Below are 19783 nucleotides of genomic sequence, written 5' to 3' on the forward strand. Positions count from 1 at the left end.
CGATATGGTCAGCGCATACCACTGGGTCCGGAGGCGGCTGGCTCATCGCGGCGACAGCGAGCACGAGCAAGCGTTCGTGCGCATCGCGGTGCTGTTCGTGGTGCTGGTCTACCTGTTGGTGCGCGGCGCTGGCGGTTCGTTGCCTCGCGAGCAGTACGTCAATGTCCTGACCATGGTCGAGGTGGGCTTCGCCGTCGGCCTGGTCCTGATCGGTTGGATCCTGGCCTCGCCCGGGAAGTCGGGCGTGCGCCGGGCGATCGGCATGGTCTCCGACTATGGCCTGATGGGGCTGGCCATGATTCACATGGGCGAGCCGCTGGCCTGGGTCTACGTGATCATCATGTGGGTGACCGTCGGCAATGGCCTGCGTTACGGCAATCGCTATCTCTATGCCGCGGTGGCGATGGCTTGCTTCAGTTTCGGCGCGGTGGTGTCGATCACCCCCTATTGGCAACGCAATCCGGTGATCGGCATCGGGCTGCTGCTCGGGCTGATCGCGATTCCGCTGTACCTGTCCGGACTGTTGCGCGCGCTGACCCGCGCGACCGAGGAGGCCAAACGCGCCAACGAGGCCAAGAGCCGGTTCCTGGCCAACATGAGCCACGAATTCCGCACGCCGCTCAACGGCTTGGCCGGCATGTCCGAACTGCTGGCGACGACCCGGCTCGACGCCGAGCAGCGCGAATGCCTCAACACCATCCAGGCCTCGACGCGCACCCTATTGGCGCTGGTCGAGGACGTGCTCGACATCTCCGCGATCGAGGCGGGCAAGCTCAAGCTCGATGCCGTCGAATTCCTGCCGCGCGAGGTGGTCGAGAGCGTCGGCCTGATCCTGCAGCCGCAGGCGCGCGCCAAGCAGATCCGCTACGAGGCCACGGTGGCGCCCGACGTGCCGGAGGCGCTGCGCGGCGACGCGGTGCACCTGCGCCAGGTGCTGCTCAACCTGGCCAGCAATGCGGTCAAGTTCACCGATCACGGCTCGGTGCGCCTCGACGTGACCGTGGTGTCGCAGACGGCCGACCGGGTGGAGCTGCGCTTCGCCGTCACCGATACCGGCATCGGCATTCCCGAATCGATGCGCCAGCGCCTGTTCGAGGCCTTCGAGCAGGCCGACGTGGGCTTGGCGCGCCGCTACGGCGGCACCGGCCTGGGCACGACCATCGCCAAGGGCCTCACCGAAGCGATGGGCGGCAGCATCGGTTTCGAGAGCCGCGAACAGCGCGGCAGCCGCTTCTGGGTCGAACTGCCGTTCGAGCGCGTGCGGACGGAGGCCGAGGCCGGCCCGGCAGTGCAGCCGGAAAGGCCCGCGGCGGAGGCTGAGGCGCCGAAGAACGTGATCGCCTTCGGCGACCCGTTCCTGCGCCACCGCGCCCGCGTGCGCAGCCTGTCGATCCTGGTCGCCGACGACCATGCCGCCAACCGCAGCGTGCTGCAGCGGCTGCTGGAGAAGGCGGGGCACAAGGTGACCTGCGTCGATGGCGGCGAAGCGGTGCTCAACGCCGTCGCCGCGGTCGACTACGACGCGGTAATCGCGGACCTGCACATGCCGGACGTGAGCGGCCTCGATCTGCTGCGGCAGATGCGGGTGATGCAGGCCGGGGGCGGGCCGCGCACGCCGGTGCTGATCCTCAGCGCGGACGTCACGCCCGAATCGATCCGCAGCTGCGAGCAGGCCGGCGCGCGGGCGTTCCTGTCCAAGCCGGTTTCGACGACGCGCCTGCTGGACACCTTGGCGGAGATCGCCAACAACGGCCGTGTCACCACCCCTGTCGTGGCCGTGCGCGACGTGCCGGTGAGCGACCACGTCCTCGACAGCGCGGTGCTCGACGAACTGCAGGCCTTGGGAATGGGGGAGGGCTTCGAACGCGAATTCGTCGCCCAATGCCTGCGTGACGCAGATGGATGCCTGCAAGCCCTGAACGCATCCGCGGCCGGCGAAGACTGGGCGATCATGCGCGAGCACGCGCATGCGCTCAAGGGTGTGGCCAGCAACCTCGGCTTGATCAAGCTGGCCTCCGTCAGCGGCGAGCTGATGCGGCTCACCGACTGGCAGATCGCCAGCGAGTGGCGGCATCGGCTCAGCATGCTCAACGAACACATGGCCCAGGGGAGGGCGGCGCTGAAGGCACGGGAACGAGCGCGCGGGGCCCAAGGGGACGAGCGCTCGTCCTAGCCTCGTTCAGGCGGCCTTCGAGGAGCGCCGGCTTTGCGCGCGAACAATACGCTCCATCGTGCGCAGCGACTTTTCGCCGAGCGCGAGGGCGGTATCGACCCAGACCTCCGTGATCGCCAACAGCTCGGCATGACTGACCGGCTGGGACAGTCCCCGCACGGCGTTCATGGCGACATGCGCGTAGGGTGCGCGATGCTGTTTGCGGATCAGGTCTTGCACCACCGCCTCGCCCTCGCCCTTGGGTGCCAGTACGTCGACCACGCCGAGCCTGTGCATCTCTTCGCTGGGCAGGATCGCGCCTTCGAGGATCAGTTTTTCAGCGAGCTGGGGCGAAACGCGCCTGGATAGGAACGAATAGGCCCCCATGCCGGGGAACAGGCCGAACAGAACTTCCGGCAGGCCCATCTCGACGCCTTCCTCGGCGACAATGGTGTGGCACGACAAGGCCAGCTCCAGCCCACCGCCGAGCGCATCGCCCTGTACCAGCGCGATTGTGCGCACATCACCGCCCAGGCCCGTGTGGAAGTGATGGACGCCGTCGACGCAACTGCGCGCATAGGCCAGCAAGCGGTCCCGGTCGTTGTTGCGGATCAATTTCGAGAACAGCTCCAGGTCGCCGCCGAGGTTGAACGCCGCAGGAGCCGACGATGCCAGCACGAGATGACGAAGGCGGCCGGGCTGGCGCTGGTCTTCGCGCAGCGTGATCGAGTCGAGGAAGCTCCACATATCTTCCATCAACTCGGTCCGGAAGCACGGGCGCACTCCCTGTCCGATGTCCTCGTGCATATACATCCAATGGCAGTCGCCGGCCGGATCGGACTCGATTCGCAGGGTCGCGTACTTGGGTGCGGGATGCAGTTTCTGGATCGTGCTCATTTTGGAAAGTCCCCGGTTGGCCGTCCGTGGTAGGGGTGGGCTACGGACGGCGTGACAAAGCCCACGTTTTTGATGCTACACCGGGGGCAGGAGCCAAAATGACACGCCCCTCCGAAGAGGGGCGAGTGCGGGACGAGCGGTCGCGGCCGCAGCCGGATCAGCCCGCCGCCGGCGGGTCGCGCAGCTCGCGGCGGAGGATCTTGCCGACGTTGGTCTTGGGCAGGCTGGCGCGGAACTCGACGTACTTGGGGTGCTTGTAGCCGGTCAGGTGCTGGCGCGCGTGCGCCTTGACCTGCTCGGCGGTCAGCGACGGGTCCTTCTTGACGATCACCACCTTGACCGCCTCGCCGGACTTGTCATCCGGGACGCCGACGGCGGCGACCTCGAGCACGCCCGGCATCATCGCGATCACGTCCTCGACCTCGTTCGGGTACACGTTGAAACCCGACACCAGGATCATGTCCTTCTTGCGGTCGACGATGTAGACGAACCCCTTCTCGTCCATCCGGGCCATGTCGCCGGTGTGCAGCCAGCCGTCGGCGTCGATCACTTCGGCGGTCTCGGCCGGGCGGTTCCAGTAGCCCTTCATCACCTGGGGGCCGCGGATGCACAGCTCGCCGATCTCGCCGACCGGCAGGATCTTGCCGGCCTCGTCCTTGATGCAGGCGTCCGTGGACGGGATCGGCAGGCCGATCGAACCGTTGTACTCCTTCAGGTCCATCGGGTTGATGCAGGCGGCGGGCGCGGTCTCGGTCAGGCCGTAGGCCTCGACCAGGGTGCAGCCGGTCACCTGCTTCCAGCGGTCGGCGACCGAACGCTGCACCGCCATGCCGCCGCCCAGCGTCAGGTGCAGGGCGGAGAAGTCGACCTGGTCGAAGCCGGGCGTGTTGAGCAGGCCGTTGAACAGCGTGTTGACGCCGGTGATCGCGGTGAAGCGGGTCTTCTTGAGCTCCTTGACGAACCCCTTCATGTCGCGCGGGTTGGTGATCAGGTGGTTCAGCCCGCCGAACTTCATGAACACCAGGCCGTTCGCGGTCAGCGCGAAGATGTGGTAAAGCGGCAGCGCGGTGATGATGGTTTCCTCGCCCGGCTTCACGTTGGTGCCGACCCAGGCCGCCGCCTGCTGCATGTTGGCGACCATGTTGCGGTGGGTCAGCATCGCGCCCTTCGCCACGCCGGTGGTGCCGCCGGTGTACTGCAGGAAGGCGACGTCTTCCGGGTCGATGTCGATCTGCGGCAACGGATGGCGCTCGCCGAGCGCCAGCGCGTCGCGGAAGCGGATCGCGCCCGGCAGGCTGTACTCGGGCACCATCTTCTTGACGTACTTCAGCACGAAGTTGATCAGCGGGCCCTTCGGGAAGCCGAGCATGTCGCCCAGGCCGGTGGTGACGACCTGCCTGACCGCGGTGTCGGCGATCACCTCCTGCACGGTGTGGGCGAAGTTGTCCACCACCAGGATCACGCTCGCGCCGGAGTCGCGCAGCTGATGGCGCAACTCGCGCGCGGTGTACATCGGGTTGGTGTTCACCACGGTCAGCCCGGCGCGCAGGATGCCGAAGGTCGCGATCGGGTACTGCAGGCAGTTCGGCATCATGATCGCGACCCGATCGCCCTTCTTCAGCCCGAGCTCGCCGAGCAGGTAGCCGGCGAACTGCGCGCTGAGCCGGTCGATGTCGCCGTAGGTCAGGGCCTTGCCGAAGTTCGCGAACGCGGGGCGGTCGCGGAAGTTGTCGATCGCCGCCTGCAGCACCGCGACGACGGAACGGTACTCGTCCACGTCGATCTCGGCCGGAACGTTGTGCGGATACTGCGCCAGCCACGGGCGTTCGAAACTCATCGCTCCCCCTTCGTGCTCGGGTGTTACGCTGCGCCGCGGCCGTGTATTCGCTGCCGTACGGCGGATTCGGCCGATTGGAGCATAGGCCGCCGAAAGCTGGCAAGGCGCGCCGCAGCGGCGCGCCGGCAACCAAGGAACCGAACATGCAGGTCCGTCCGATCCGAAGCCCGACCCTTGGGCCGTTGCTGTTGACCGCCGCCTTGGCGCTGGCCGCATGCGCCCGGCCCGGACCCGAGCAGCGCCTGCGAGAAAGCCTGCAGGCGCTGCAGGCGGCGGTGGAGGAGCGCGATGCGGACGCGCTGGAGGGGGCATTGGCCGAGGATTTCATCGGCCCCGGCGGCCTGGACCGGGCCGGTGCCCGACGCCTGGCCCAGGCGAGTTTCCTGCGCTACCGGCACGTCGGCGTGAGTCTCGGTCCGGCGGACGTGCGGCTACGGGGCGATCGCGCCGAGGTCAGCTTCACCGCCGCGCTGACGGGCGGCAGCGGTCGGTTGCCGGACGCCGCGCGGCTCTACGCGGTACGGACGGGCTGGCGCGAGGTCGAGGGCGAATGGCGCCTGGTCAGCGCGGAATGGACGCCGCGGTCCTGATGCGCCGCGTTCGACCGCCGCGCCCGCCGCACGACGGCGGCGGGCACGGACGGGCGCGGCTCGGCCGACGGGTCAGGCGATGCGGCGCACCGGCGCGCCGTTGGCCTTGTAGTAGGGCACCTGGGCGCGCGGCAGCGGCGCACGGCCGCGGATCGCGTCGGCGAGCTTCTCGGCCATCATGATCGTCGGCGCGTTGAGGTTGCCGGTGACCACCTGCGGCATGATCGAGGCGTCGACGACGCGCAGCCCCTCGAGGCCGTGGACGCGGCCGTGGCCATCGACCACCGCCATCGGATCGGTTTCGGGCCCCATCTTGTTCGAGCAGGACGGATGGTAGGCGGTTTCGGCGTGCTCGCGCACGAAGGCGTCGATCTCGGCGTCGGTCCGGAGCTGGGCGCCGGGCGAGATCTCGCGGCCAGTGTATTGCGCCAGCGCCGGTTGCGCGAACAGCTCGCGGGTGATGCGGATCGCGGCGCGGAACTCGCGCCAGTCCTGTTCGTGCGACATGTAGTTGAACAGGATGCTCGGGTGCACCCGCGGATCGCGCGAGCGCAACCGGATGCGGCCGCGGCTGGGCGAGCGCATCGAGCCGACGTGCATCTGGAAGCTGTGCGCCTTGATCGGGTTGCTGCCGTTGTAGTTGATCGCCACCGGCAGGAAGTGGTACTGCAGGTTCGGCCACTCGAAGTCGTCGTGGCTGCGGATGAAGCCGCCGGCCTCGAACTGGTTGCTGGCGCCGATGCCGGTGCCGAGGAACAGCCACTCGGCGCCGATCGCCGGCTTGTTGTACAGCTTGAGCGCGGGCGCCAGCGACACCGGCTTCTTGCATTCGTACTGGACGTACATCTCCAGGTGGTCCTGCAGGTTGGCGCCGACGCCGGGCAGGTGGTGCACCAGCGGAATGTCGAGCTCGCGCAGCAGGTCGGCGGGGCCGACGCCGGAGCGCTGCAGGACCTGCGGCGAGGCGATCGCGCCGCCGCACAGCAGCACCTCGCGGCGCGCCCGCGCCTGCTGCGGAAGATCGCCCTGCAGCCAGGCGACGCCGACGGCGCGCTTGCCTGAGAACAGGATGCGGTCGGTCAGGGCGCGGGTGACCACGGTCAGGTTGGCCCGCTGCCGGGCGACGTCGAGGTAGCCGCGCGCGGTGCTGCAGCGGCGTCCGCGCGCGGTGACCGTGCGGTCCATCGGCCCGAAGCCTTCCTGCTGGTAGCCGTTGAGGTCCTCGGTGCGCGCATAGCCGGCCTCCACGCCGGCGGCGACCATCGCGTGGAACAGCTCGTTGTTGCCGGCCTTCGGGGTCGTGACGTACAGCGGGCCGTCGCCGCCGTGGTAGTCGTTCGGCCCGATGTCGCGGGTTTCGGACTTCTTGAAGTAGGGCAGGCAGTCCAGGTAGGTCCAGTGCTCCAGGCCCGGGGTCTGCGCCCAATGGTCGTAGTCCATCGCGTTGCCGCGGATGTAGCACATGCCGTTGATCAGCGACGAGCCGCCCAGCCCCTTGCCGCGGCCGCAATCCATGCGGCGGTTGTTCATGAACGGCTCCGGGTCGGTCTTGTAGGCCCAGTTGTAGCGCGTGCCCTGCAGCGGGTAGGCCAGTGCCGCCGGCATCTGGGTGCGGAAATCCAGGCGGTAGTCCGGCCCGCCCGCTTCCAGCAGCAGCACGGTCACGTCGGCGTCCTCGGTCAGCCGTGCGGCCAGGACGCTGCCGGCCGAGCCGGCGCCGACGATGATGTAGTCGTATTCGGGAATCTGTTTCACGGATCGCTCCTGCAAATTCGGCCCGTCCGCCCCGAGGGGCGGGCGGTGACGCCTCGTGGGATGGGAAGGCTCAGAACACCGAGGCGTACGGGCCCAGTTCGACCTGCACGGACTTGATGCGGGTGTAGTGCGCCAGCGTCGAGATGCCGTTCTCGCGGCCCACGCCGGACTGCTTGTAGCCGCCCACGGGCATCTCGGCCGGCGATTCGCCCCAGGTGTTGATCCAGCAGATGCCGGCCTGCAGGCGGTGGATGACGCGGTGGGCGCGGGCGAGGTCGGAAGTGACCACGCCGGCGGCGAGGCCGAAGTGGGTGGCGTTGGCGCGCTCGACCGCTTCGTCCTCGTCGTCGTAGGCCAGGATGCTCATCACTGGCCCGAAGATCTCCTCGCGCACGATGGCCATATCGTCGCGGCAGTCGCTGAACACCGTCGGCAGCACGTAGGCGCCGCGCGCCAGGGCGCCGTCGGTGGCGCGGCCGCCGCCGGCCAGCAGCCGGGCGCCTTCGCGCTTGCCGCTCTCGATCAGCGCCAGCACCTTCTCCATGTGGGCGAAGCTGGTCAGCGGGCCGAAGTTGGTCGCCGGGTCCATCGGGTCGCCGACGCGGATGCGCGCCACGCGCTCCAGCACGGCGGCCTCGAAGGCCGCCTGCATCGCGCGCGGGACGAACACGCGGGTGCCGTTGGTGCAGACCTGGCCGGAACTGAAGAAGTTGGCCATCACCGCGATGTCGGCGGCGCGGGCGAGGTCGGCGTCGTCGAACACGATCAGCGGCGACTTGCCGCCCAGCTCCATCGTCACTTCCTTCAGCGACGAGGCGGCGGCGGCGGCCATCACCTTCTTGCCGGTCTCGACGCCGCCGGTAAAGGAGATCTTCTCGATCCGCGGATGCTCGGTCAGCCACTGGCCGACCTCGCGGCCCGGGCCCTGCACGACGTTGAACACCCCGTCCGGCACGCCGGCCTCGGTGTAGATCTCGGCCAGCTTCAGCGCGGTCAGCGGGGTGACCTCGCTGGGCTTGAAGATCATCGCGTTGCCGGCGGCCAGCGCCGGCGCCGATTTCCACAGCGCGATCTGGATCGGGTAGTTCCAGGCGCCGATGCCGGCGACCACGCCCAGCGGTTCGCGCCGCGTGTAGAAGAAGCTCGATTCGCGCAGCGGCACCTGCTCGCCCTGGATCGCCTGCGCCAGGCCGGCGTAGTACTCGAGCACGTCGGCGCCGGTGACGATGTCGACGGTCGAGGTCTCCGCATACGCCTTGCCGGTGTCCAGGGTTTCGAGGCGCGCCAGCTCGTCGTTGCGCTCGCGCAGGATGTCCACCGCGCGGCGCAGGATGCGCGAGCGCTGCACCGCGGTCATCGCCGCCCACTCGCGCTGGCCGCGCTCGGCGCTTTCCACGGCCCGCTCGACGTCGTCCCGCGAGGCGCGCTGCACCTCCGCCAGCACCTCGCCGTTGGCGGGATTCACGGTCTTGAAGGTGCCGCCGCCGGTGGCGTCGACATGGCGGCCGTGGAGGTAGAGCTTCTGCAGGGGCAGCTGCGGCATCGGGTGCTCCTTGGCGGGCGCGGCGCTCAGGCGCCGGCTCCGAGTTGGTGGTCCAGGTATTCGTAGGCGAGGGCGCGCGCCTGGGCGACGTCGAAGTCGCCACCGGCGAGGCTGCCGCGCAGCCACAGGCCGTCGATCATCGCGGCCAGGCCGCGCGCCGCCGCGCGGGCGCGCTCGGGCGGCAGGACCCGGCGGAACTGCCAGCACAGATTGGAGTAGAGGCGGTGGTCGTTGGCGCGCTGCAGGCGGGCCAGTTCGGGCTGGTGCATGCTCGCCGCCCAGAACGTCAGCCACACCCGCATCGCGGTGCGGTTGGTCTGGGTCTGGTCGAAATTGCCGTCGACGATCGCGCGCAGCTGCGCTCGCGGGGTGTCGTCGGCACGGCCGCGATAGCGCGCCACGGCGGCCTTGAGGTCGCGCAGGATCTGGCGCATCGCCGCGTTGAGCAGCCCGTTCTTGTCGCCGAAGTAGTGGCTGACGATGCCGGCGGACAGCCCGGCCGCGTGGGCGATCTGCGCCACCGTGGCGTCCGCCAGACCGACCTGGTCGATGGTCGCGTAGGTGGCGCGGATCAGCTGCTCGCGTCGGACCGGTTGTATGCCGCGCTTGGGCATGGGACCTCCTGGGTGACGGCGCCGCCGACTGCGCGGGCGGCTGGTCAGGCGAATCCCGGGAGTATGTCTTATTTTGATTGAACGTTCAATCAATAAACGCTAAGCTCACGTCGACGTCCCGGGCCCCGACCCGACCCGCCGGCCGTCGACGCCGGCCGCCGCGCGGCCAGACCCAACGGAAGCCCGGAACGATGCAGAAGCAAGCCGATACGCCGCCGGTGCGGCTCAACCCCGTGGTGTTCTACAGCTCGGCGGCCGTGGTCTGCCTGCTCGGCACGCTCACCGTGCTCTTCCCCGAAGGCAGCAAGCACTGGCTCGAGTGGGCGCAGGTGCTGGTCTCGCGCACCTTCGGCTGGTACTACATGCTGGTCATCGTGGCCTGCCTGGCCTTCGTGATCTGGCTGGGGTTCTCCCGGTACGGCCGGATCCGCCTCGGCGCCGACGACGAGCGGCCCGAGTTCAGCTACATGGCCTGGACGTCGATGCTGTTCTCGGCCGGCATCGGCATCGCCCTGCTGTACTACGGCGCCTACGAGCCGCTGGACCACTTCCTCTCGCCGCCCGAAGGGGTCGGCGGCAGCGTGCAGGCCGCGCGCGAGGCGATGGTGCTGACCTTCCTGCACTGGGGCCTGCACGGCTGGGCGCTGTACGCGCTGATCGGCATCGCGCTGGGCTACTTCGCGTACCGCAAGGGCCTGCCGCTGGCCCTGCGTTCGGCGCTGCACCCGGTGTTCGGCGACCGCATCCACGGCGGCATCGGCCACCTGGTCGACGGCTTCGGCATCCTGGCGACGCTGATCTCGATGGTGACCAACCTCGGCATCGGCGCGCTGGTGATCGAATCCGGGCTGGCCTACCTGTTCGGCATCCGGCCCACGCCGCACCTGCTGATGCTGATCGTCGCGGCGATGATGGTGGTGGCCACGATCGCCGCGGCCTCGGGCGTGGAGAAGGGCATCGCCTGGCTGTCGAACCTCAACGTGCGGCTGCTGTGCCTGTTGCTGCTCTTCGTGCTCGCCTGCGGCCCGACCCTGCACTTGCTGGACGGCCTGGTGCAGAACACCGGCGACTACCTGCGCTCGTTCGTCGGCAAGAGCTTCGAGATGTACCTCTACGACGCCGAGGCCAAACGCTGGTCCGGTGCGTGGACGTTGTTCTATTGGGCGTGGTGGATCGCCTGGGCGCCGTTCGTCGGCATGTTCATCGCCCGCATCTCGCGCGGGCGGCGGCTGAAGGAAGTGGTCTTCGGCGTGCTGCTGATCCCGCTGGGGTTCACCCTGGCGTGGCTCTCGATCTTCGGCAACACGGCGATCGACCTGGTGCTCAACCACGGCCAGGTCGCCCTGGGCGAGACGGCGCAGGCGGAGCCGGCGATGGCGCTGTTCAAGCTGCTCGAGCATCTCCCGCTGGCACCGTACGTCGCCGGCGCCGCGGTTCTCATCGGCTTCGTGCTGTTCCTCACGCCGGTGGATTCGGGCACGTTGATGATCGCCAACCTCTCCTCGCAGGGCGGCACCAGCAGCGACGACGCGCCGGTCTGGCTGCGCGTGTTCTGGGCGATCGCCACCACGGTGGTCAGCGCCGGGCTGCTGCTGGCCGGGAACTTCGACGCGATGCAGACCGCGGTGGTGCTGTGCGGCCTGCCGTTCTCGGTGATCCTGCTGTTCTACATGCTCGGCCTGCGCAAGGCGCTGGCGTCCGACCCGGCGGGGGCGCCGTGAGCCGGCGGCTCTTCGCGCTGGCGGCGCTGCTGGCCGCGCCCGCGGTCGCCCTCGCCGACGACGCCTGGAGCGGCAACCTGGCGGTGGTGTCGGACTACGTCTCGCGCGGGTTCGACCAGAGCTGGGGCGGGCCGGCGCTGCAGGGCGGCGTCGACTACCGGCACCCGGACGGTTGGTTCGCGGGCACCTGGGCGTCCACCGTGAGCCGCCATTTCATCGAGGATGCGCGCTTCGAATGGGACGTCTACGCCGGCTATGCGGGCCAGCACGGGCGGCTAAGCTACCGTGCCGGGCTGTACCACTACCGCTATCCGGGCGCCGCGGTGGGCGCCACCGGCACCCGCTACGACTACAGCGAAGCCATCGTCGGCGCGGGGTGGGGGCCTTGGTCGGCGTCCTACGCGGCGACCGTCAGCCGCGACTACTTCGGCTACAACAGCGCCACCCTCGGCATCGGCTCGGGCCGCCACTCCCGCGGCTCCGGCTATCTTTCCGTCGACGGCCGGTTTCCGCTCGGCGACTACAGCCTCGATTTGCACTACGGACGGCAGCGCGTCCGCCATTTCGGCGACTACGACTGGTGGGACGGGAAGGTCGCGCTGTCGCGCAGCGTGGCAGGCTTCGACCTGTCGTTGGCCTATGCGCGGGCCTGGAACGATCGCGGCGTCTATCGTCGCTACAGCACGGGCGTGGCCGACGCCGAGGGCCGAATCCGAGTCTCCGACCCGACCGACGGCCGCTGGATCCTTTCCGTCGGCCGTACGTTCTGATCCGCAGCGGCCACCCGCCGCGCCGGCGAAGCCGGGCCTGCCGCCGGCCGGTGCGGACACAGGCTCTTCCTCGCGGCGAACCGCCGGAGCAGGTAGTGCAGGATGCCGCCGTGGCGGGCGAGGCGGCGCGCTTGCGAGCCGCAGGCTCGCGCGCCGCGGAGCGCCCTCGCGCGTGCCGCGCGAGGGCCGGGCTTGCGCCCTTCGGCGGCCGCTACAGGCTCTTCTTCGCGGCCAGCTGCCGGAGCACGTAGTGCAGGATGCCGCCGTGGCGGGCGAGGCGGCGCGCTTGCGAGCCGCAGGCTCGCGCGCCGCGGAGCGCCCTCGCGCGTGCCGCGCGAGGGCCGGGCTTCCGNNNNTGCAGGATGCCGCCGTGGCGGGCGAGGCGGCGCGCTTGCGAGCCGCAGGCTCGCGCGCCGCGGAGCGCCCTCGCGCGTGCCGCGCGAGGGCCGGGCTTCCGCCCTTCGGCGGCCGCTACAGACTCTTCTTCGCGGCCAGCTGCCGGAGCACGTAGTGCAGGATGCCGCCGTGGCGGAAGTACTCCACTTCCTTCGGCGTCAGCAGCAGCACCCGGACTTCGAAGCGCTTCTCGCCGCCGTCGGCCTTGCGCGCGATCACCGTGGCGCGCTTGGCCATGCCGTCGCTCAAGCCGATCACGTCGATCGTCTCGGAGCCGTCCAGCCCCAGGGCCTGCGCGTTCTCGCCCTCGAGGAACTGCAGCGGCAGCACGCCCATGCCGACCAGGTTGGAGCGGTGGATGCGCTCGAAGCTCTCGGCGATCACCGCCTTCACCCCCAGCAGGTTGGTGCCCTTGGCGGCCCAGTCGCGCGAGGAGCCGGTGCCGTATTCCTTGCCGGCGATCACCACCAGCGGCACGCCGCCGGCCTTGTACTTCATCGCCGCGTCGTAGATCGACGTCTTCTCCGGCGGCGTGCTGCCGAAGTACAGGGTGTTGCCGCCTTCTTCGCCGCCGAGCATCAGGTTCTTGATGCGGATGTTGGCGAAGGTGCCGCGCACCATCACGTCGTCGTTGCCGCGGCGGCTGCCGTAACTGTTGAAGTCGGCCGGCTGCACGCCGCGCGAGATCAGGAAGCGGCCCGCCGGCGAGTCCTTCTTGATGTTGCCGGCCGGCGAGATGTGGTCGGTGGTGATGGAGTCGCCGAACAGGCCGAGCACGCGTGCGCCGTGGACGTCGTTGATCGAGCCCACGGCCATGCTCATGCCCTCGAAGTAGGGCGGGTGCTTGATGTAGGTGGACGACGGATCCCAGCCGTAGGACTCGCCCTCGGGCGACTCGATGGTGTTCCAGCGGCTGTCGCCCTTGAACACGTCGGCGTAGTTCTGCGCGAACAGCTCCGGGCCGAGGGTCGCGGCGATGACGTCGCCGATCTCCTTGTTGCTCGGCCAGATGTCGCGCAGGAACACATCCTTGCCGTCCGGGGTCTGCCCGATCGGCTCGCTGCCCAGGTCGATGTCGACCGTGCCGGCGATCGCGAAGGCCACCACCAGCGGCGGCGAGGCCAGGTAGTTCATCTTGACCTCGGGGTGCACCCGGCCCTCGAAGTTGCGGTTGCCCGACAGCACCGAGGCCACCGCCAGGTCGCCCGCGGCGATGCCGGCGCTGACCTCCGGCGGCAGCGGGCCGGAGTTGCCGATGCAGGTGGTGCAGCCGTAGCCGACCAGATAGAAGCCGAGCTTCTCCAGGTCGTCGAGCACGCCGGCCTTGCGCAGGTAGTCGGTCACCACCAGCGAGCCCGGGCCGAGCGAGGTCTTGACCCAAGGCTTGGGCTTGAGCCCGAGCCTGGCGGCGTTGCGCGCGAGCAGGCCGGCGCCGAGCATCACCGCCGGGTTCGAGGTGTTGGTGCAGGAGGTGATCGCCGCGATCACCACGGAGCCGTCCTTCAGCCGGACCTTCTCGCCGTTGATCTCGACGTCCGCCACGCCCTTGCGCAGTTGTTCGTTGCCGACCGCGGCGCCGCCGCCCTCGGCCACGTAGCTGGCCACTTCCGGCGAGCGCTTGTCGCGCGCGGCGGTCAGCGGCACGACGTTCTCGCGGAAGTTCTTCTTCAGGTCGACCAGCAGCACGCGGTCCTGCGGGCGCTTGGGCCCGGCCAGCGAAGGCCGGACGTCGCCGAGGTCCAGCTCGAGCACGGTCGAGTACACCGCCTCGGGCGCGCCCGGCTCGTGCCACAGGCCCTGGGCCTTGGCGTAGGCCTCGACCAGGGCGATCTGCGATTCCGGGCGGCCGGACAGGCGCAGGTAGTTCAGCGCCTCGGCGTCGATCGGGAAGATGCCGCAGGTGGCGCCGTATTCCGGCGCCATGTTGCCGATGGTGGCGCGGTCCGCCAGCGGCAGGTGCTGCAGGCCGTCGCCGAAGAACTCGACGAACTTGCCGACCACGCCGAGCTTGCGCAGCATCTGGGTCACGGTCAGCACCAGGTCGGTGGCGGTCGCGCCCTCGGGCAGCTTGCCGGTCAGCTTGAAGCCGACCACCTGCGGGATCAGCATCGACGAGGGCTGGCCGAGCATCGCCGCCTCCGCCTCGATGCCGCCCACGCCCCAGCCGAGCACGCCCAGGCCGTTGACCATGGTGGTGTGGCTGTCGGTGCCGAACACCGTGTCCGGGAACGCCAGCAGCTCGCCCTCGACCTCGCGCTCGACCACCACCCGCGCCAGGTACTCCAGGTTGACCTGGTGCACGATGCCGGTGTTCGGCGGCACCACCTTGAAGTTGTCGAACGCCTTCTGGCCCCAGCGCAGGAAGCTGTAGCGCTCCTTGTTGCGCTCGAACTCGATCTTGCCGTTGAGGTCCAGCGCGTCGGGGCGGCCGAACACGTCGACCTGGATCGAATGGTCGATGACCAGTTCGGACGGGATCAGCGGGTTGATCTGCTTGGGGTCGCCGCCGAGGCGGGCCACCGCGTCGCGCATCGCCGCCAGGTCGACCACGCAGGGCACGCCGGTGAAGTCCTGCAGCACCACGCGCGCGGGCATGAAGGCGATCTCGGTGTCCGGCTCCTTGGCCGGGTCCCAGCTCGCCACCGCCTCGATGTGTTCCTTGCCGACCGTCAGCCCGCCGTCCTCGTGGCGCAGCAGGTTCTCCAGCAGGATCTTCATCGAGTAGGGCAGGCGGGCGATGTCGAAGCGTTCGGCCAATGCCGGCAGGCTGTAGTAGGTCAGCGTGCGGCCGCCGACCGTCAGTTGGCGGCGAGTGGAGAAGGAGTCGAACATGCGGTGGGGCTCCTCTGGGTACGGCGGGCTTGGGCCCGGCTCGGCGGGGCAGGCTGGCGATACCGCGCAGGCGGCGCAGGTTTCGCGATTATCGCCAAATTGGATGCGCCGGGCGTGCAGACAATGGTCGCGGGACGCGCCGCTGCGTTCCGGCCATGGCGCGCAAACAGCCGGCGCCGCAGCCCGCGCGTTTGCCGCGAAACCGCGCGGCGGGCAAAATACGCGGTTGCGGGCGCGGCCATCGCGGCCGTTCCGCCCTCCATGCCGATCGCTCCGGGCGCGGCCGCGCGCCGCGCGGGGCGGGCCCGGGCGTGTCCTTCCGCTCCAATCGACGGGACTCTTCATGCTCTCCAGCTATCGCCAACACGTTGCCGAGCGCGCCGCGCTGGGCATTCCGCCGCTGCCGCTGACCGCTCGGCAGACCGCCGAGGTCATCGAACTGCTGAAGAATCCGCCGGCGGGCGAGGAGGAGTTCCTGCTCGAACTGATCACCCATCGCGTGCCGGCCGGCGTCGACGACGCCGCCAAGGTCAAGGCCAGCTACCTGGCCGCGGTCGCGTTCGGCAGCGAGAAGAACGCGCTGATCTCGCGCGAGCGCGCCACCGAGCTGCTGGGCACCATGCTCGGCGGCTACAACATCCAGCCGCTGATCGAACTGCTCGACGACGCCGAGGTCGGCGCCACCGCCGCCGGCGCGCTCAAGCACACCCTGCTGATGTTCGATGCCTTCCACGACGTCAAGGAAAAGGCCGACCGGGGCAACGCGCACGCGCGTGCCGTGCTGCAGAGCTGGGCGGACGGCGAGTGGTTCACCAGCAAGCCGGAAGTGCCGCAGTCGCTGACGATCACCGTGTTCAAGGTGCCCGGCGAGACCAACACCGACGACCTGTCGCCGGCGCCGGACGCGACCACCCGCCCGGACATCCCGCTGCACGCGCTGGCGATGCTCAAGAACAAGCGCGAGGGCGCGCCGTTCGAGCCGGAGGAGGACGGCAAGCGCGGCCCGATCGCGCTGATCCAGCGGCTCAAGGAGAAGGGCCACCTGGTCGCCTACGTCGGCGACGTGGTCGGCACCGGCTCCTCGCGCAAGTCCGCCACCAACTCGGTGCTGTGGTGGACCGGGCAGGACATCCCCTTCATCCCGAACAAGCGCTTCGGCGGCGTGTGCCTGGGCGGCAAGATCGCGCCGATCTTCTACAACACGATGGAGGACGCCGGCGCGCTGCCGATCGAGCTCGACGTGTCGAAGATGGACATGGGCGACGTGATCGAGCTGCGCCCGTACGAGGGCAAGGCGCTGAAGAACGGCGAGGTGATCGCCGAGTTCAAGCTCAAGTCCGAGGTGCTGCTGGACGAGGTCCGCGCCGGCGGCCGCATCCCGCTGATCATCGGCCGCGGCCTGACCGCCAAGGCGCGCGAGGCGCTGGGGCTGCCGCCGTCGACCCTGTTCCGCCTGCCGCGCAACCCGGCCGATACCGGCAAGGGCTACACCCTGGCGCAGAAGATGGTCGGCCGCGCCTGCGGCCTGCCGGAAGGCCAGGGCATCCGCCCGGGCACCTACTGCGAGCCGAAGATGACGTCGGTGGGTTCGCAGGACACCACCGGCCCGATGACCCGCGACGAGCTGAAGGACCTGGCCTGCCTGGGCTTCTCGGCCGACCTCGTCATGCAGTCGTTCTGCCACACCGCGGCGTATCCGAAGCCGGTCGACGTCAAGACCCACCACGAGCTGCCGGCCTTCATCAGCACCCGCGGCGGCATCTCGCTGCGCCCGGGCGACGGCGTGATCCACAGCTGGCTCAACCGCATGCTGCTGCCCGACACCGTCGGCACCGGCGGCGACTCGCACACCCGCTTCCCGGTGGGCATTTCGTTCCCGGCCGGCTCCGGCCTGGTCGCATTCGCCGCGGCCACCGGCGTGATGCCGCTGGACATGCCGGAGAGCGTGCTGGTGCGCTTCAAGGGCCGGATGCAGCCCGGCGTGACCCTGCGCGACCTGGTCAACGCGATCCCGCTGTACGCGATCAAGCAGGGCCTGCTGACGGTGGCCAAGCAGGGCAAGAAGAACGTCTTCTCCGGCCGCATCCTCGAGATCGAAGGCCTGCCGCAGCTGAAGGTGGAGCAGGCGTTCGAGCTGTCCGACGCCTCGGCCGAGCGCTCGGCCGCCGGCTGCACGGTGAAGCTCGACAAGGAGCCGATCATCGAATACCTCAACAGCAACATCACCCTGCTGAAGTGGATGATCGCCGAGGGCTACCAGGACGCCCGCTCGCTGCAGCGCCGGATCAAGGCGATGGAGGCCTGGCTGGCGAACCCGCAGCTGCTGGAGGCCGACGCCGACGCCGAGTACGCGGCGGTGATCGAGATCGACCTGGACGAGATCGTCGAGCCGATCGTCGCCTGCCCGAACGACCCGGACGACGTGAAGACGCTGTCCGAGGTGGCCGGCGCGAAGATCGACGAGGTCTTCATCGGCTCGTGCATGACCAACATCGGCCACTTCCGCGCCGCGGCGAAGCTGCTGGAAGGCAAGCGCGACATCCCGACCCGGCTGTGGGTCGCGCCGCCGACCAAGATGGACGCCTCGGAGCTGACCAAGGAAGGCCACTACGGCACCTTCGGCACCGCCGGCGCGCGCATGGAGATGCCGGGCTGCTCGCTGTGCATGGGCAACCAGGCGCAGGCGCGCGAGGGCGCGACGGTGTTCTCCACCAGCACCCGCAACTTCCCGAACCGCCTCGGCCGCAACACCAACGTGTACCTGGGGTCGGCGGAGCTGGCGGCGATCTGCTCGCGCCTGGGCCGCATCCCGACCCGCGAGGAGTACCTGGCCGACATCGGCGTGATCAACGCCAAGGGCGCCGAGATCTACCGCTACATGAACTTCGACCAGATCGCGGAGTACCGCGAGGCGGCCGAGGGCGTGGCGGCCTGATCTCCGCGGGCCGGCCGCGCCGCGCTGCCTCCCCGGCACGCGGCGCGGCCCGCCCTGCATCGACGCGGCGGCCCGGGTGCTCCGGCCGCCGCGGCCGTTTGCGCGGGACGGCGCGCGGATGCGGCGGGGCGCCGCCTAGCGCTCCCGTGGCGGACGGTGCGGACCCGTCTCCCACACCGATTCTTCGTGCAGCCGGGAATCGGCTCGGGCCCGGATGCCCGCTGGCGTCGGCCTCGACCAGGCGCCAGCCGACGTCTGCGAACCCCGGGCTCGTCCAGGCCGGGGGCCTCGAGCAGGTAGCTGAGGCCGAACAGCCGTTCCGCCTGCATCGTCCGCGCCACGCGTTCAAATCCCCGCCGCTGGCGCCGGCGTCGAGCAGGGGCTGCAGGGCGCGGCCCGCTTCCGCATCGCGCTGGCCGGGGCTGCCGGGCGGCCGTGAGCCACGCGTCCCTCCGGCGGCATCGCCGGCGCGCACCACCGGCGCCCGGGCCTGGCGGAGAACAGGTGGCGATGCAGCCGCGGAATGCCTCCCTCCGCCTGCGAGCGCGCCCAATCCCCGGCATCGGCATCGGCGGGCCTGCGAAAGCGTTGCAGCCGGCGCTCGATCTCGCCGGCCATGCCGTGCCCGCTCCGCCGCTCGATGCGGACACGGCCGCGCCGGAGGCGGCACTGCGCGGGGGACGTAGCGCCGTGTCCATCCCGGAAGTCGCCCTTGCGTCGTCCGCCTGCCGGCGCCTTGCAGCGGCCGCCGATCTCCTGCCGGCGGCCCGGGTCGTCGCCGGAGTCGGTTTTCGCGCGATCCGGCCGATGTTCCTCCCAGGGTGCGACTCCAATCGCAGACCTGCGTCGCGCGATGCGCTTTCATCGCTGCGCAACAGGGGAGGGGACGATGAAGACCGACAAGCCGATCCGGCCGGATCGGGTCGAGCAGACGCTGCGCTGGGCGACCGCGCTGGCCTTGGCCGCCGCGGTCTGGTGGGCATTGAGCCAGGGCGTGGACGGAAGCGGGCCGCTCGCCGGGTAGCGGCCCCGGCGGCGTCAGCCCAGGTGCGCGGCGACCGCCGCCAGCAGCTCGCGGCGGCGCAGCAGGAAATCCCACAGGCTGCCGCCGAGCTGCCGCCACAGCACCGCCGAGCGCACCGCGGCGAGCAGGATCGCGCGCACCTCGGCCACCACCGTGGCCTGGCCGAGGTAGTGCGGGTTGCCCTGCACCAGCACGCGCGGGCGCAGGTGGCTGAGGGTCTCGGCGTAGAGGCCGCCGAGCGCCGCCAGCACGTCCGGATGGCTGCTGCCGAGGCGTTCGGCATGGCCGGCCTGGGCGCGGATGCCGGCCTGGACGCGCGCGGCCATCTCGCGGTCGCGGGCGAAGCGGCGCTCCAGTTGCAGCACCGCCAGGGCCAGGCGCGGCAGCTGCTCGTCGCGGGCCTGGTTGGTGAAGTAGTCGCGCAGCAGGGTCAGGCCGGGGCGGAGCGCCTCGGCGCCGCCGAAGACCGCCGCCGGCGAGGGCGCGTCGATGCGGAACACCGAGTCCATCGCGGTGGCGAGGATGGCCGCGTTGGCCTGGCCGGTGTCGGCGACGCGGCGCACCTGGGCCAGGGCCTGGACCAGGCCGGCCAGGGCGAGTGCGCGCTCGGACATGGTGAAGCGTTGATTCATCGGTGAATTCTGGTCGATTTGGCCCGCGTCGTCATGCCCGCGGGCAGCGGAAGGCCGGGCGCGAGGCCCCGGTCGTCATCGGCGC

13 protein-coding genes are annotated in these 19783 nt (G+C 70.1%); 6 read left to right on the top strand and 7 right to left on the bottom strand.

Annotated elements, in window-relative coordinates:
• Positions 1–4 precede the first annotated feature (4 nt).
• Positions 5–2173, top strand: a complete 2169-nt coding sequence (locus EDC50_RS04040) for an ATP-binding protein (RefSeq protein WP_123769158.1) — start codon at positions 5–7, stop codon at positions 2171–2173.
• 6 nt (positions 2174–2179) lie between these two features.
• Here EDC50_RS04040 and EDC50_RS04045 read toward each other — a convergent pair whose 3' ends face one another.
• Positions 2180–3049, bottom strand: coding sequence for a crotonase/enoyl-CoA hydratase family protein (locus tag EDC50_RS04045; protein ID WP_123769159.1), 870 nt, complete (start codon positions 3047–3049; stop codon positions 2180–2182).
• A gap of 157 nt (positions 3050–3206) precedes the next feature.
• Positions 3207–4886 (bottom strand): long-chain fatty acid--CoA ligase, encoded by a 1680-nt coding sequence (locus EDC50_RS04050; RefSeq protein ID WP_123769160.1) that lies wholly within the window; start codon positions 4884–4886, stop codon positions 3207–3209.
• Between the two features lie 143 nt (positions 4887–5029).
• Between EDC50_RS04050 and EDC50_RS04055 the strand changes: the two genes are divergently transcribed.
• Entirely contained in the window at positions 5030–5476 is a 447-nt protein-coding gene (locus tag EDC50_RS04055) for a nuclear transport factor 2 family protein (protein ID WP_123769161.1), read from the top strand.
• Positions 5477–5548: 72 nt separating this feature from the next.
• Here the strand turns inward: EDC50_RS04055 and betA are convergent, their stop codons facing one another.
• The 3 genes from betA to betI all read right to left on the bottom strand — a co-directional run bounded on the left by betA (position 5549) and on the right by betI (position 9388).
• Complete coding sequence (gene betA / locus EDC50_RS04060) at positions 5549–7222, bottom strand: choline dehydrogenase (protein WP_242002958.1); 1674 nt, start codon at positions 7220–7222, stop codon at positions 5549–5551.
• A gap of 79 nt (positions 7223–7301) precedes the next feature.
• Entirely contained in the window at positions 7302–8774 is a 1473-nt protein-coding gene (gene betB, locus EDC50_RS04065) for a betaine-aldehyde dehydrogenase (protein ID WP_123769163.1), read from the bottom strand.
• Between the two features lie 26 nt (positions 8775–8800).
• Positions 8801–9388, bottom strand: a complete 588-nt coding sequence (gene betI, locus EDC50_RS04070) for a transcriptional regulator BetI (RefSeq protein ID WP_123769164.1) — start codon at positions 9386–9388, stop codon at positions 8801–8803.
• Positions 9389–9579: 191 nt separating this feature from the next.
• Between betI and EDC50_RS04075 the strand changes: the two genes are divergently transcribed.
• Positions 9580–11109 (top strand): BCCT family transporter, encoded by a 1530-nt coding sequence (locus EDC50_RS04075; protein ID WP_123769165.1) that lies wholly within the window; start codon positions 9580–9582, stop codon positions 11107–11109.
• Positions 11106–11879: a TorF family putative porin gene (locus EDC50_RS04080; protein WP_123769166.1), complete on the top strand. Its 774-nt coding sequence runs from the start codon at positions 11106–11108 to the stop codon at positions 11877–11879. Before EDC50_RS04075 ends, EDC50_RS04080 begins: the two co-directional genes overlap by 4 nt.
• Positions 11880–12350: 471 nt before the next feature.
• On the opposite strand, the gene acnA is transcribed toward EDC50_RS04080, so the two are convergent.
• On the bottom strand, positions 12351–15107 hold the full coding sequence (gene acnA / locus EDC50_RS04085; RefSeq protein WP_123769167.1) for an aconitate hydratase AcnA: 2757 nt from the start codon (positions 15105–15107) through the stop codon (positions 12351–12353).
• Between the two features lie 343 nt (positions 15108–15450).
• Here acnA and acnB point away from each other — a divergent pair, with 343 nt between their 5' ends.
• Together acnB and EDC50_RS16780 are read left to right on the top strand one after the other, a co-directional pair.
• Complete coding sequence (acnB, locus tag EDC50_RS04090) at positions 15451–18042, top strand: bifunctional aconitate hydratase 2/2-methylisocitrate dehydratase (RefSeq protein WP_123769168.1); 2592 nt, start codon at positions 15451–15453, stop codon at positions 18040–18042.
• 889 nt (positions 18043–18931) lie between these two features.
• A complete protein-coding gene (locus EDC50_RS16780) occupies positions 18932–19066 on the top strand; it encodes a hypothetical protein (protein WP_277872338.1) in 135 nt (44 codons plus the stop codon).
• A 14-nt stretch (positions 19067–19080) separates the two neighbouring features.
• Here EDC50_RS16780 and hflD read toward each other — a convergent pair whose 3' ends face one another.
• Positions 19081–19680 carry a high frequency lysogenization protein HflD gene (gene hflD, locus EDC50_RS04095; RefSeq protein ID WP_123769630.1) on the bottom strand — a complete coding sequence of 200 codons (600 nt, stop codon included), beginning with the start codon at positions 19678–19680 and terminating at the stop codon, positions 19081–19083.
• Between the last annotated feature and the right edge of the window lie 103 nt (positions 19681–19783).

Source organism: Vulcaniibacterium tengchongense (assembly GCF_003814555.1).
Lineage (GTDB): Bacteria > Pseudomonadota > Gammaproteobacteria > Xanthomonadales > Xanthomonadaceae > Vulcaniibacterium > Vulcaniibacterium tengchongense.